Annotated in this window: 13 protein-coding genes; 1 reads left to right on the forward strand and 12 read right to left on the reverse strand. The window is 54.4% G+C overall.

Features of this window, described 5'->3' with window-relative positions:
- Positions 1-5: 5 nt before the first annotated feature.
- The 9 genes from WC903_06200 to argF all read right to left on the reverse strand — a co-directional run bounded on the left by WC903_06200 (position 6) and on the right by argF (position 8,891).
- Positions 6-1,118, reverse strand: a complete 1,113-nt coding sequence (locus WC903_06200; GenBank protein MFA5893525.1) for a hypothetical protein — start codon at positions 1,116-1,118, stop codon at positions 6-8.
- Between the two features lie 119 nt (positions 1,119-1,237).
- Complete coding sequence (locus WC903_06205; GenBank protein ID MFA5893526.1) at positions 1,238-2,725, reverse strand: leucyl aminopeptidase; 1,488 nt, start codon at positions 2,723-2,725, stop codon at positions 1,238-1,240.
- A complete protein-coding gene (locus tag WC903_06210; GenBank protein MFA5893527.1) occupies positions 2,725-3,282 on the reverse strand; it encodes a LemA family protein in 558 nt (185 codons plus the stop codon). Before WC903_06210 ends, WC903_06205 begins: the two co-directional genes overlap by 1 nt.
- A 99-nt stretch (positions 3,283-3,381) precedes the next feature.
- The gene (locus WC903_06215; GenBank protein ID MFA5893528.1) at positions 3,382-4,191 is read right to left on the reverse strand and encodes a TPM domain-containing protein; all 810 of its coding nucleotides are present in this window, start codon (positions 4,189-4,191) and stop codon (positions 3,382-3,384) included.
- Positions 4,188-4,910 (reverse strand): TPM domain-containing protein, encoded by a 723-nt coding sequence (locus WC903_06220; GenBank protein ID MFA5893529.1) that lies wholly within the window; start codon positions 4,908-4,910, stop codon positions 4,188-4,190. Before WC903_06220 ends, WC903_06215 begins: the two co-directional genes overlap by 4 nt.
- Complete coding sequence (locus tag WC903_06225) at positions 4,910-5,329, reverse strand: nucleoside-diphosphate kinase (protein ID MFA5893530.1); 420 nt, start codon at positions 5,327-5,329, stop codon at positions 4,910-4,912. Before WC903_06225 ends, WC903_06220 begins: the two co-directional genes overlap by 1 nt.
- Positions 5,295-6,689 (reverse strand): argininosuccinate lyase, encoded by a 1,395-nt coding sequence (argH, locus tag WC903_06230; protein ID MFA5893531.1) that lies wholly within the window; start codon positions 6,687-6,689, stop codon positions 5,295-5,297. Before argH ends, WC903_06225 begins: the two co-directional genes overlap by 35 nt.
- Before the next feature lie 71 nt (positions 6,690-6,760).
- The gene (locus tag WC903_06235; protein MFA5893532.1) at positions 6,761-7,960 is read right to left on the reverse strand and encodes an argininosuccinate synthase; all 1,200 of its coding nucleotides are present in this window, start codon (positions 7,958-7,960) and stop codon (positions 6,761-6,763) included.
- Positions 7,950-8,891, reverse strand: coding sequence for an ornithine carbamoyltransferase (gene argF, locus WC903_06240; GenBank protein ID MFA5893533.1), 942 nt, complete (start codon positions 8,889-8,891; stop codon positions 7,950-7,952). Before argF ends, WC903_06235 begins: the two co-directional genes overlap by 11 nt.
- 92 nt (positions 8,892-8,983) lie before the next feature.
- On the opposite strand from argF, the gene WC903_06245 reads away from it, so the two are divergent.
- Positions 8,984-10,123 carry a hypothetical protein gene (locus WC903_06245; GenBank protein MFA5893534.1) on the forward strand — a complete coding sequence of 380 codons (1,140 nt, stop codon included), beginning with the start codon at positions 8,984-8,986 and terminating at the stop codon, positions 10,121-10,123.
- Between the two features lie 29 nt (positions 10,124-10,152).
- Here WC903_06245 and WC903_06250 read toward each other — a convergent pair whose 3' ends face one another.
- The 3 genes from WC903_06250 to WC903_06260 form a co-directional block, all read right to left on the reverse strand.
- A complete protein-coding gene (locus tag WC903_06250; protein ID MFA5893535.1) occupies positions 10,153-10,980 on the reverse strand; it encodes a hypothetical protein in 828 nt (275 codons plus the stop codon).
- A 136-nt stretch (positions 10,981-11,116) separates the two neighbouring features.
- Positions 11,117-12,838, reverse strand: a complete 1,722-nt coding sequence (locus WC903_06255) for a serine/threonine-protein kinase (protein MFA5893536.1) — start codon at positions 12,836-12,838, stop codon at positions 11,117-11,119.
- A gap of 562 nt (positions 12,839-13,400) precedes the next feature.
- Positions 13,401-14,318, reverse strand: coding sequence for a hypothetical protein (locus WC903_06260; protein ID MFA5893537.1), 918 nt, complete (start codon positions 14,316-14,318; stop codon positions 13,401-13,403).
- Positions 14,319-14,325: the final 7 nt, after the last annotated feature.

Consider the following 14,325-nt stretch of genomic DNA (forward strand, 5'->3'; position numbering starts at 1 on the left):
CGAAACTAATCTTTGATCGGGAACAAGATCCTTATCGCCGTGACGTTTGACAGCGCTGTATTCGCCCAGGCGGGAACATCTCCGGTCAGGTCATAGTCGTCAAATTCCTCCGCCGGCATCGGCTGCCAATTATCTTTCCCTTTCAATTTAACCTCGACCAGGAAACGGCCTAACAATTTATTTTCCCAGTCGTCAGCCAGCAGATCGTTCTCACCGTAGACCGGGCGGAGGAAATATTTAAATAATGGGGCTGTTCCTTCGAGCGACGCCCCGCCGACCTCCGCCGGGCCGACGACCAGCCACTGGGTCAGCTCCCGGACCGACTTCATCGTCTGCCCGTGGAGAGAGGGAACGATCTGAAAGCCGCCGATCTTCCCCAGGCGCGAAGTACAAACATCGATCACCCCGGGATGGTTGGCCCGGAGCCGGCCGACCGAGGCGTACTTGGTCCCGTCAAAGCGCCCGACCCCAATGACCGGGCGAAGGACCTCGCCGATCACTTTTTCCCCGCCGGCAAAATAATTCACGGTCACTTTACCGCCGAACTTGTTCTCAAAAATGATCTCTTTGGGTTGATCGGCCGCCCGCTCGACCATAATATAGAGCTTGTCGTTCAGTTGAGGGACATAGCCTACCGGCAGCGGCACGATGGCATAACCGGGACGCGACAACATAACCCGGTTCCCCACGAACGGCGAGTATTCCCCGCCAAAGATCGACTCCCCGGCCGGGATATCGGTATAGAGCGAGGAATCGGAGCTTAAGTAAGAGCGATATCGGGACTGGGTCTTGAGGAATTCCCTGGGGAGGAGGCTGAAGATGACACCAGAACCGGTCGCCGCGCCAAGCGCGGTCTTGATGTGGATAGCATTGACCGCGGTGGCCGCTATCCGCCCATCGCCAACCCAGCGTGAAGCGGCATACCCTTCGGGATTAGTTTTAATTGTCGGATAAACCACTTTACCCAGTTGAACGTAACTTTTCCCGCCGTCGGCGCTGACCTCGACCGTCCCCCCCGCCTGGTTCCAGATCTTAATCCGGTACTGCTCCTTGAAAATAGGGGTATTCTCGTGGTCCAACGGAGAGAGCGCGAAAGCCGGAGCAGTAACATCCAACATCAAACATCCAACCTCAAAACAAATGGCAACGATCAAACAACAAATACCAAAATATTTGGTTATTGGAAATTGATATTTGATATTTGTTTTGAAGTTGGAAGTTGGAAGTTTGAAGTTCTTCAAGACCTTAACAATTCTATGAAGGTCCGCACCGGCACACCGGTCGCCCCTTCCGGTAAGTACCCGCGCCCCTTGTTGAGGAAAGCGGTCCCGGCGATATCGAGATGGGCCCAGGCGGTCTCACCGACAAATTTAGCCAGGAAAGCGGCGCCGCTGGAAGGGGACGCCTTACCGGTCCCGGAAGTGTTCTTCAAGTCGGCGATTTTGCTTTTCAAAGCTTCTTTGTATTCGTCATAGAGCGGCAGCTGCCACATCTTCTGGCCGCAGTTGTTGCCCGCCGCGATCACCCGGTCGATCAGCGCCTGGTCATTGCCGATCACCGCCGTGGCCGCATCCCCCAGGGCGACAATACAGCCGCCGGTCAGGGTCGCCACATCTATTAGTTTGGTCGCGCCCCTTTTTTTGGCGTAAGTGATCGCGTCGGCCAGGATCATCCGCCCTTCGGCGTCGGTGTTGGTCACTTCGATCGTATAGCCCGCCAGGGAGGAGACGACATCGCCCGGCTTGGTCGCGTGGCCGGAAGGCATATTCTCGGTCAGCGGGATAACACCCAGGACGTTCTTCTTCGGCTTCAGGTCGGAGAGCAGGCTCATCACGCCGAGCACGGCGGCCGCCCCGGCCATGTCGGACTTCATCTCGTCCATATTCTTGGATGGCTTAAGCGAAATGCCGCCGGAATCAAAAGTGATCCCCTTGCCGATCAGGGCGATCTTGGCCTTGGAGCGCGGATCGCCGCGGTATTCCAGGGCAACGAGGCGCGGCGGCTGGTTCGAACCCTTGGCCACTGCCCAGAGCGCCTCCATCCCCGCTTTTTTCGGGTCAAGGACGGTGAACTTTAAACCGTTGATCCGGGCGATCTTTCTGGCCAGTTCGGCAAAACGGACCGGGGTCATCCGGTTGGACGGCTCATTGACCAGGTCACGCGCGTGGTTCTCCGCTTCGGCAATGATCAGGCCGAGCTTGGCCCCCCGGCTGATGGCGCCAAGCTTTGTCCGGTCGTGATCGACCAGCACCAGCTCTTTGACCGCGAACTGCGGCTCGTCGTTATCTTTGGCATAGCCGGCGAACTTATACAAGCCAAGGATCGCCCCTTCAACCAGCGCCTTGGCCGCCTCTTCCGGATCAAGGTCGCCGCAGCCGCAACCGTGGACGATCGTCACGACCCGTCCGGCTTTGATCTCTTGGGCTTTTTTGATCAGCGCGGCCGCCGCCCGGCGTCCCGCTTCCAGGTCAAATTTATCCTGCTTACCCAGGCCGAGGACGGCCACCTTGCGTACTTTCAATTTACCCGGGCAATGGATGACGGTGATCTTATCCGCCTTACCGTCGATCTCGCCATCTTTGATCAGGCGGCTGATCATCCCGCCGAGGGCCTGGTCCGCCACCGCGGTCGCGCCAGTCGGCTTCTTGACCCCCGCGAATAAACCGACGACCAACAGGTCGCCGCTGATCCCAGTCAGCGAGCCGCTCTCTACCCTGATCTTCACTAGAACTTCACCTTGGGGGCTTCTTTAGCCTCCTTGGCCGCTTCAAAGAAAGCTTTCTCCCGCTCAAAACCGAACATGCTCACAAAGAAAGCGGTCGGCAAGGTCTTGGCAGTAACATTGTATTCCTGGACGGCGTCGTTATAGCGCATCCGGGCGACCGAGATCCGGTTCTCCGTGCCGGCCAACTCGTCCTGCAGGGCCCGGAAATTCTCGGCAGCCTTTAATTGCGGATAGTTCTCGGCGACCGCCATCAACCGGCCGAGAAAACCTTCCATCTGGTTCGCCGCGGCAACCTTCTCGTTGGTGTTGCTGGCGCCGGCCCAAGCGGTCCGCGCCTTGGCCACGTTCTCAAAAAGTTCTTTTTCATGCGTCGCGTAACCCTTGACCGTTTCGACGAGGTTCGGGACCAGATCGTAGCGCCGCTGGAGCTGCGTTTCGACCTGCGCCCAATTAGTTTTGACGTTCTGGTCCTTACCGACCAAACCGTTATAAAGACCGACCAGCCACATCCCACCCACCAGAACAACGACCAGTATCCCAATTAACCATTTCCACATACTATTTCCTCCTTCGTGATTGGAATCCTGCGACTGAACGTCGCGGCTTCCAATCATATTCAGGAAACCGCGAAGTTTATTCGCCGGTTTCCTGAATGTTTACCAACTTCTCCCCGCACCACCACCACCACTGCCCCCGCCGCCAAACCTCCCCGAACCGCTCGACCAACCACCGCCACCAAAACCGGAAATTCTGGTATATGATAACACAAAACCGAGGCAGGCTCCAACCAACGCCCCAACGCCGCCAAAGAGCATAAAGCCGAAAACCGCCCCCACCCCGGCGCCAAACAGCCCGGCCACGATCCCCGAAGCAAAAGTGGAAAGGATAACTATGATGACAAAAGCAATATTGATCGTGAACTCCGGATCGAACTTACCTGTCCAGGACAAATGGGTAGCCCCTGCGCCGGCTAAGACCTCGCCTTCTTCGCTCGCCCGGCCGGAGATCCGGTCGGCTAAAGCGGTGACCGTGTTCAGCAATCCGGCAGAGTAGTTCCCTTGTTTGAAGTACGGTATGGCATATTCATCGAGGATCCGGCCGGCCCGGGCGTCGGTGATGATCCCTTCCAGGCCATAACCGACTTCTACTTCGACCCGCCGCTCGTCCCGGGCAAAGAGGACCAGCAAGCCGTTATCTTTATTCTTCTTGCCGATCCCCCATTTCTCAAATAACTTGACCGCGTACTCTTTGGAATCGAGCGGCGCGACGGTCGCGACAATGGCCAGGGCGATCTCGGCCGAGGTCTGTTTTTCCAGCTGACGGCAAACCTCTGCTATCTTTTGGCTAGACGACGCGTCCAGCAAGCCGATATAATCGTTGACAAAACCTCGGGAGAGCGGTAGATCGGGCGCCGCGGCCAAGGCGGCGGAGCAAAGCAGGCACCAGCAGAGCAAAACTCGTTTCAATTTGTCCTCTTGCTAAAATTCAGGAAAAAACCAAGGGCCGCCGCCAGGGCCATCCCCGGCACTCCCAGAAACATGTAACCAAATAGCCCGCCGACCGCGATACTGAAGCCCATCAGAAATCCGCCGCCGGTCACCAGGGTCAGAGCGATCGCGACCAACACCAGAAGAAAAAGAGGGAAAGAGGCTTTTTCCCAATTCAGCCCGCCAAACCAAGCCCCCTTGGTCGGCCAGTGAGCCAGGATCTGCTGAATGATAAGCCCGGAGCCGACCTCAACCCCCTGGGAAAACTTACCTTCGGCGAGTTCCGCCATCACGCTCCACTCCATCTGCTCTTTTTCTTCCTGGGTAAAAAGCTTGTCGACCTGCCGGCCCAGAATGATCTTGACCTGGCGGTCGACGATCGAGACCAGCAGCAGGACGCCATGCTCCAGGCCGTCTTTGGCCTGGCCAACATCCCAGCGGTCATACAATTGCTGGCCGTAAGCCTGGGCATCGATCACTTCCATCATCTCCACCGAACGAATGACGACCACCCGGTATTTGACCGAAGTGATCCGCTTCAGTTCGCCGGCCAACTTCTCAACTTTATCCCTGGTATAAGCGTCAACGACCTCGGCGTAATCCGACACGACCCCCTGCTCCTTGATCAGTTCGACTTTCTGGGCGGAAGATATGGAGAGGAGGAGAAGGCAGGTCAAACCGGCCAAGAACAGCCTCATTAGAAGAAGATCGCCAGTTCCCGGGCCGCCGACTCCGGGCTGTCAGAGCCGTGGACCAGATTTTTGATAATGCCCTGCTCATTGATCACTTCGGCTTCACGCAGGTCGCCGCGGATCGTGCCGCGGGCCGCCGCCAGCGGGTCGGTCTCGCCCATCAATTCGCGCAGGCGGGCGATCGCCCCTTCGCCCGCTACCGTGCAGGCAACGACCGGGCCGGAAGTGATGAACTTGACCAGTCCGGGATAGAATTTTTTTCCCAGATGCGGCCGGTAAAGGTCAGCCGCTTCCGCCGGGGTTAATTGGAGAATACGGCTCGTCTCGATCTTCAGGCCGGCCTGGTCAACCCGGGCAAAGATCTCTTTTTCGAGGCCGCGGGCAACACCGTCAGGCTTGATCATGAAGTAGCTCTTTTCGAGCACGCTTGATCGCCTCCTTGACCCGGTGCGGAGCTGTCCCGCCGGTGATATCGCGATTGGCCAGGCTGCTTTCGACCGACAACACGCGGGTCGCGTCGTAGCCGAAAGCGTCCGAAAATTCCTTCAGCTGTTTCAGCGAAAGGTATTCCAGCTCCATGTTCGATTCTTCACAGAAAGCGACGATCTTACCAACGATCGCATGAGCGTCGCGGAATGGCACGTCATGGCCGACCAGATAATAAGCCAGGTCGGTCGCGGTCAGGAAACCTTTTTTCGCCGCCGCTTTCATTACGTCGGCATTGACCTTCATCGTGGCCAGCATCTCGACATAGATCGAGAGGACCGCCTTGACGGTATCGACCGAATCAAAGAGCGCTTCCTTGTCTTCCTGCATATCACGGTTATAAGCGAGCGGCAGCCCTTTCAAGGTTGTCAGCAGGCCAAGCAGGTTGCCAAAAACGCGGCCGGTCTTCCCCCGGCTTAATTCGGCGATGTCCGGGTTTTTTTTCTGGGGCATGATCGACGAGCCAGTAGTGTATTTGTCAGAGAGCTCGATAAAATCAAATTCGTAGCTCGACCAGATGATCAGTTCTTCGGAGAGGCGGGAGAGATGCATCATCAAAACTGCCGCGGCAGAGTTGAAGTCAATGGCAAAGTCACGATCGGAGACCGCGTCCAGGCTGTTGCGCGAGACCTTGGCAAAACCGAGGTCGCGAGCCAGCGCCTCCCGGTCGAGCCCGAAGGCCGCCCCGGCCAGCGCCCCGGAACCGAGGGGCATGACGTCGGCTTCCAAAGCGACCGCCAAAAAACGCTCCTTGTCCCTCTTCAGCATTTCGTAATAGGCGAGAAAATGGTGCGAGAGGAGGACCGGTTGGGCCCGCTGCAGGTGGGTATAGCCAGGCATGACGACCTTAAGATTATTGTCCGCCAGGTCAAGCAAACACCCCTGGAATTTATTCAGGCCGTCGACAATACTGGCTACTTCCGCTTTAACGTACATCCGGAGGTCGGTCGCCACCTGGTCGTTGCGGCTCCGGCCGGAATGGAGCTTCTTGCCGATCTCGCCCACCTTGTTGATCAGGAAGGTTTCGATGTTCATGTGGATATCTTCCAGTTCCGGGGAGAGGGCCAATTTGCCCGAGGCGATCTCGCGTTTGATCGTTTCCAGGGCCGCAGTGATCTTCTTGGCTTCGGTCGCGGTCAGGACTCCGGCCTTGACCAGGGTCTTGGCGTAAGCGATGCTCTGGACAATATCATGTTCATAAAGTCTGACGTCAAAATGGATCGAGCTGGTGAAGGCCTCGGCCGTTTTGGCCAGGCTATCAAAAAAGCGGCCCGACCACGGTTTGATATGTTTTGCCATATTAACTCCTTTGAAATGTAGCGGAGGTCTTTAGACCTCCATTTTTTGGCGACCTAAAGGTCGCCGCTACTTTATCTTTTCCCGCTCAGAAGTGCTTGGATTTTTATCGGCAGGCCGAACAAGTTAATGAACCCAGTCGCATCAGCCTGATCATAAACCTCTTCTTTTTCAAAGCTCGCCATTTTGGCGTGATAAAGCGAGCGCTTTGCCCGGCGCCCGACCACGGTCACATTACCTTTATGGAGTTTCAGGCGGGCCACGCCGGTCACGTTCTCTTGGGTCCGATCGATAAAGGCGTCCAGCGCTTTTTTCAGCGGCGTGAACCACTGGCCATTATAGACCAGCTCGGCGTAACGTTGGGCGACCAACAGTTTGTAATGCAGGGTATCGCGATCGAGGGTCAAAGATTCGATCGCCTGATGGGCGGCATAGAGAATGGTCCCGCCGGGAGTCTCGTAGACGCCGCGCGATTTCATCCCGACCAGCCGGTTCTCCACGATATCGGTCCGGCCGATGCCGTGCCGGCCGCCGAGCCGGTTCAAAGTTTGGACCAATTTGACCGGAGCCATTGGCCGGCCGTTGACTGCGACCGGCTCCCCTTTTAGGAAATCGATCTCGACATATTGCGGCTTGTTCGGCGCTTTTTCCGGTGAAACGGTCAGCAGGAACATCTCTTCTTTAGGCTCGAACCACGGATCTTCCAGTATCCCCCCCTCGTAGCTGATGTGCCAGAGGTTGCGGTCGGAGGAGTATGGTTTTTTCTTGGAGACCGGGATAGGAATACCATGCGCCCGGGCGTAATCGATCTCCTCTTCCCGCCCCTTCAGCTCCCACTCCCGCCACGGAGCGATGATCTTTAAATTGGGCGCCAGCGCCTTGAAGGTCAGCTCAAACCTGACTTGGTCGTTACCCTTACCGGTCGCGCCGTGGGCCACCGCGTCCGCTTTTTCTTTCTTGGCGATCTCGACCTGCTTCTTGGCGATCAGCGGGCGGGCAACGGAGGTACCCAGGAGATATTGGTTCTCATAGATCGCGCCGGCTTTGAGCATGGGAAAGATAAAGTCGCGGGCGAACTCGGCGCGCAGGTCCTCGATGTAGATCTTGGCCGCCCCGGTCCGGAGCGCCTTCTGCCGTAACCCTGTCAGTTCCTCTTCCTGCCCGACGTCGGCGGCAAAACAGATGACCTCGCAGCCGTAATTATCTTTCAGCCACTTGATCATGATCGAGGTATCGAGACCGCCCGAGTAGGCCAGGACGACTTTATTGGACATTATTTCCTCCCAACAATTTGACCAGGATCGCTTTCTGGACGTGCAGGCGGTTCTCCGCCTGGTCGAAGACGACTGAATTCGGGCTTTCGATCACTTCATCCGTCACTTCTTCGCCGCGGTGGGCCGGCAGGCAATGCATGAAGATATAATCGGGCTTGGCCAGTTTGACCAAACTCTCATTAACTTGAAAACTCCGGAAGATCTTGATCCTTTTCTCTTTTTCTTTCTCCTGCCCCATCGAGGTCCAGACATCGGTGTAAATGACGTCGGCACTCCTAGCGGCCACGACCGGATCGTTCAGAATATCAATCTCTAATCCGGCTTTTTTGGCATCCGCAAAAACTTCCCGGACGATCTCGTTGCTCGGCTCATAACCTTTAGGTGAGGCCACGGTCAGGTTAAGCCCGACCTTGACCGCCGCTTGCATGAGCGAATGACAAACATTGTTGTTCCCATCGCCAATGTAGGCCAGCTTCAACTGTTTAAGTTTACCGGCTCCCTTTTTCTCCCTGATCGTAAAAACGTCGGCCAGCGCCTGGCAGGGGTGGTGCAGGTCCGACAGGGCGTTGATGACCGGGACCGAGGCGTATTTGGCCAGCTCGAGGACTTTCTCGTGGGCAAAGGTCCGGATCAGAATAGCATCGGCAAAACGAGAGAGCGTGCGGGCCACGTCGGGGATCGACTCGCGGGTACCGAGGCCGATCGCTTCCTGGTCGAGGTTGATAGCGAGACCGCCCAGCTGCCACATGCCGATCTCAAACGAAACGCGGGTGCGGGTCGACGGTTTCTCGAAGATCATCGCCATCGATTTGGCCCAGAGGTATTCGTGCTTGATCTTGTTCTTCTGTTTGTCTTTCAGGTCGGCGGCCAGCGCTAAGATCTCTTCCACCTGTGAGGCGGACAGGTCATGAATGGAGATAAAATCCTTCATGTTTAAATTATACTATAAAATGGGGGGGGAATGAAAGCGGGAAAGAGAACAAATTTCCACACCAAAGATTTTGGTGCGGGAATAAAGCAAATTTGCTTGAAATTATCGTAAATTTTAATCGACAATACATAGGAATGAGCGGCATTAAAAACATTTTTCAAGCGGGCAGATGCGTAACTCTGCTTCCCTACTCTTTTACCCGTAGAGAATTGTCAGGCAATCCCATAACCAGAGCAAACCTCGAAGCAGCCAGAGAAAGATATCCGGACATTAATCTGCTGAAGGAAGAATATTATGAAGTGGGGAAACGGCTGGTTCTGGCCACTCCGGCCGCCTTGCATGGCCTTGACATAAACCTACTCTTGCTTCAGAAGTTGCAGATTGGCCTGGCAGACAAAGGAAAACTAGACAAAGAAGCTTTGGAAAGCCGCGGCTTTAGAGTGATAACTTTCGGCCGACAGGGATATTTTGGCCTCCATCTTTTGGACTCCGCGCAACCTTCGGATGCCGCAATCTTTGATGCGGCTTATTGGGGACGCCCCGGCAGTTTGGGTCTGGCCGAAAATCCGCGGCTGGTCGAGCATTTTCTCCGGTCTTTTGACATCATAATCGAAAATGCCCACCTGATTGCCACCCGTGAAGAGGCACACACCCTTCACTCTCTTATTCAATTCAGCCTCGAAGACAAAGACTATGCCTCAACTAGAAGAATAATGATAAGTTCTTATCCTTATAATTGCGTTTTTGAATTTGGGCAAGGAGAATATTTTATTTCCAAACACCTTCTCAATCGAGACTTTAGCCGCGGCGGCTGGCCGAAGCTAATTAAATTCCCTACTGTGGGAGCCGCCATTGTCATCGCAAACCTGCCGACATTGTCCGAGGCTACCGGCATCTTCCGCTACCCCGAACTTTTAAAACGATTACTGCTGGCCACTCCGCGCGCTTTTTTTGCTTTGAGCCGCAGTGAAAAATTGCTGAAACATCTAGCCGAACACCTAAGAAAAACCGATAAAATTGATGCCGATGCCCTTCAGAATTGTTATGTCCGGCAGGAGAGCGGCTATTCACCGCTTCGTTTTCTAACTGATAATAGAATGAACAATCGCTTCGTGGGGCTTTTTTTAAACACGCCTGAAGAATTTAGGGATTATCAATCGGCAGTTGAAGAACTTCGATACAGCCGGGATCCGCAATTCAACCCCCTGCTCTTTGTTTATGGGAAAAAATAAATGCGGCCTGACAGGGGAAGCAAAAGAAGTTACGCCCGTTCTAAAACACTCTGCACAAAGCCAAGTTCCTGATACGTTATCTGCTTAAGGAAAAGCCGACGTTGTTTATCCAGTACTGCCAATCTGGAATTCATCTCCTGAAAACCGGGGACATTCGGTTCGGCATCGGCAGACAGCTCGGTCTGGATACGCTGAAAGTTGCGGGCAAAATTCTGGCAAACCATTTGTGAATAGGCGGCCGCGAAGTAATCAGCGACTTCGACAGGTAATGGGAATTTCGCGCTGGCCGCAAGGCTATTAATAACCGCCCGACCAACCAACCGGCTCATTTCCTTAGTTAGCTCAAAACCATCGCCGGCAAAGAATTCCGTACTTTTATAATATGGATTAATAAATAGAATTTTATCGGCGATATCAATCAGGTCGTCAGCCAGGCCGCCGAAGAAGGAATTGACTTCCTGATTGCCGGCACCGGACATGGCCAGATCAAAACCGAAGGCTTCCGTTCCATTCCGGTCCAGTCGCGGCAGTAATACCAGCCAGGGGGAGAATTTTTTCAGATCGTTCAGGAATCGGTCACCCGCCTGCCGCAAAATGTCCCAGGCACTATCTAATATTTGATCCGCATTTAAAAGCACAGCGCCCGCCTCGTCCTTTGGAGGATGGATGACGCTGCTAATTATTCTAGAGTCGAGTTCAATTATTGAATCGGGGGTGACAGAAACATCTTTCATTGTTTTTAAATTCTGCCAGGAAATATATCTGGGGATATCCGGAGATGAATAATAAACGAGCCGCAGCGGCAGGTTTTTACCTTCAGCCGAAGCCAGATTGTACGACCCAAGTTTCGCCGTCATAACTCCGCGGTCGATGAATAAAGGTCTTAATTTGCCGACAAATACCATGAGATCTCCAATTTTAAGACGATCTTGCCCACGGTAAATTGTCGTCAAAGATCGGCGGATATTTCAGTCTATTTTGGAAATGGCCTGATTAGAAGCGGGTCGGCAATGAGGACATCGGCGGTGTGAAACCGGGGATAAATCTGGTGGTCCCAAGCAGTGGATTGGCCGGGGTCTTGGGCGCCTGGGCCTGAGCCTCTTTATGAGCCTGGGCCTTCCGTTCATTCGGCGTTAACCGGTCCGGGGTTGAATAATTTGGATCGTTCACATCAACCTGCGGGGCGGTCGCGTCGGAACCCAGCATGATCAGCCCGTCAAAGATCGGCACAAAGGTCAGGGTCAAGGCAGTCACCGCTACGGCGCTTTGGAACCCGATGCCATTCTCGTAGGTCTTTCTCATTTGCTCCCTGGCCCTGCCGATATCGCTTTGCTTGGCGGCTTGATCTTCGGGAGAGTAATATTGTTTTACCGCTTCGTTGGCAATAGCAAACCCGGCAAACGGTAATGCGACTGTTCCAGCCGCCGTAAAGGCCACACCGCCGCCAACGCCACCTGCGATATTTACCGGTGTCGAGCGCAGCCATGAATCCGCGCCGGCTCCGGCCGAATCTGCGAACGACTTGATACAATCATTAACAAGAAAAGCGCCGCCCAGACCCAGGACCAAACCCTTCGCCTGTGTACCGATGCCCGGCATTTTCCCCGTGGCAAGATAAGTTAAACCGACACCGGTCCCGTGACCGGTACCAATTGCGGCTACAATCTTAACGCCTTCACTCTCTACTCCGGCCTGGCCCAATAAGTAGTGCGTACCAAAGCCGACTCCCAAGCCCAGGGCCGTGCTGCCAACCCCAATTCCCATGCCTCGCAGGCTGGGGTTAAGACGAAAGCCGGGAGGCTTATTGGCCGGGTTTTGACTTGGCGGAGGAGTGACATCAACCGGCGCTCCCTTGGGGGCACCGCGTTCAACCACAGTGACCTCAAAATCAGGCACTCCTTCTGTTTTGACCGGCTGGCCGGCAACCCGCCCAGTCCCACCCATATCATCAACCGCCCTGGCAGTCGGCTCGTCACGAACAACAGTCCCTGCGGTATTGTCCGGCATAGAATTGCGGACTGAAGTTTCAAAGTCAGGCACCGCGTCGGAGTTGCTTTTATAACGATTAACCGCCGTATCGATCTGGGCGGCATTCGGTCTTCTCTGCCGCGATTGACTTAACATATCTGCCATCAGCGGGCGGAGATCCTGCGGCACGGTCTCAACCTGTAATGCAGGATGATTAATGTGTATATTTTCATTCGCTGTCAGCGACTTGACATTGTCATATCCCTGCTCCTCAAACAAATGCCGGCCGGTCAGTAATCGATAAAAAACCTTGCCTAACGAAAAAATATCTGACTTACCAGAAATACCTTCGCCTCTTATTTGTTCGGGTGAGATAAAAGCTGATTTGCCAACACGAAAGGCATTATCTCCCGGCCCACTGTCGGTCGGGGGAGAGGCAACAAAAGGATCGATCAAAGTGACTTTTCCTACTTTACCATTCGGCCTGAGCTCGACCATTATATTATCCGGCGCAACATCCTGGTGGACCAGCCCGGCCCGATGCATGGATTCAAGCGATCTGGCGGTTTTCCTGACGATTTCGGCCGCCAGGTCCGGCGGCATGCCACGCTTATACTCAGTTCTTTTTAAGATCGTTTTTAGCGAGTCGCCCGGCGCCCGCTCCATAACAACATAACCATCCCCGACATCGAGGACTTTGGCCACACCCGGCATCTCCCGGCCGACTAGCGAGCGCGCAATATCCATTTCCAGTTTAAATTCTGGCGATCCCGGTTGTGAAGTTAATTCTCTGACGATACAATCATTGCCGGGATCACCGATTGAAAATACCCGTGACTGTCCTCCTCGGGCGATGAACGGAGGATCAATTTCGTTAGAGGAAATTTGTGGGGAATCAGAGATACTTGCATAATCCGTATAAGAATTACCGACCGGTACGCGCGGAGTATGCAACTTGGCGTTTCCGCCATTGCCGGGTCGATTGGGGTTATTACCCGCGACCGGAAGGTTTAGCTGACCGGTAAAATTACTAGGCCTTTTTGGAGCCTGATGGATTATTGTTTCTGATTTAATTGGTGGCATTTTAGTACTCTTGGTCCTCTATAATATGTATCGTAAAAGGGAGAGAAATTCTTGCATGAATTTAGTTATATTTTTGGCTATATTACAATAAATTATACGAAATTTTTGGCGGATAATGGGAGCGCGGCTTATATCTCTATTTTTTGGCTATATTACACAAAATATTAGGCCTGATTTACATTATATAAACCAGGCCTAAACAAAAAAGGGCAAAATTTGGCTAAAATTACTTGATCTTAGTCTCCGCCTTGACGGCCGCCGTGAGGTCTATCGTGTAGATGCCGCTCTGTTCGCCGCTTTCAATTTTGCTGTAAGTCACTTTGTCGGCCGGCGGGTTTAACCGCGGCAGGTCACCTTTGCAGCCGGCCAAGATCTCGCTGGTCGCCGGAGTGGCCGCGTCCACGTTAACTTTGCAGTAACTCCCGCCGGCCAGCCCAAAAACTTCGCTGGTGTTGGCCGCGGAGATCTGCGATTTATCGACCGAAGCGGCCGCCGCAAGGTCGAGTCGACCGCTCCCGTCGGCGTAGATCAGCGACAAAAGACCGCCGTGAACATAGGCGATCCGGTCGGCATACTTCCAGCTAACAAAGGAGAGGTCGGCAACAGTCACCACCAGGGTATCGCCGCTCCCGTCACGTTTAATAGTGCGCACTTCACCCGTGGTGCAATAGACCAGCCGCTGGCCGTCAGACGACCAGTCAAAGGACTTGATCCCCGGATTGAAAGCCAGTTCCACCTGGTCGAGCCCGCTATGCGCCCCGCTCGCGATATTACGCACGATGATCCGGTGAAAAAGAGTGCTCCGGAGATCATCCATGTAGGCAACATAATCGCCCACCGGGGCGCAACTCATAGAGTAGGCCGGCGCGCCGGTCACGTCAAAGATAAAATTCTCCCCCACCCCGGTCGCCTCGGCGGTCGAGACAGTCTCGGTGTAGCTTGAGCCAAGCTGGGTCCCAATGGCATCCTTGCGGATACTCTGCAAGCCGGCAATAAAAACAACTCCGCCGCTGCGCAGCCAGCTCGGACTATAGTAGTATTTTGTCGTCTCCTGCCGTTCACCGCAACTGGCCAGGATAAAAGCCAAGGTACAGACACCGGCCGTTAACAGCGCGCCGACCAGGAACTTGCGATTTTTGGACATATTAACC

Source organism: Candidatus Margulisiibacteriota bacterium, from assembly GCA_041658645.1.
Taxonomy (GTDB): domain Bacteria; phylum Margulisbacteria; class WOR-1; order O2-12-FULL-45-9; family XYB2-FULL-48-7; genus JBAZZV01.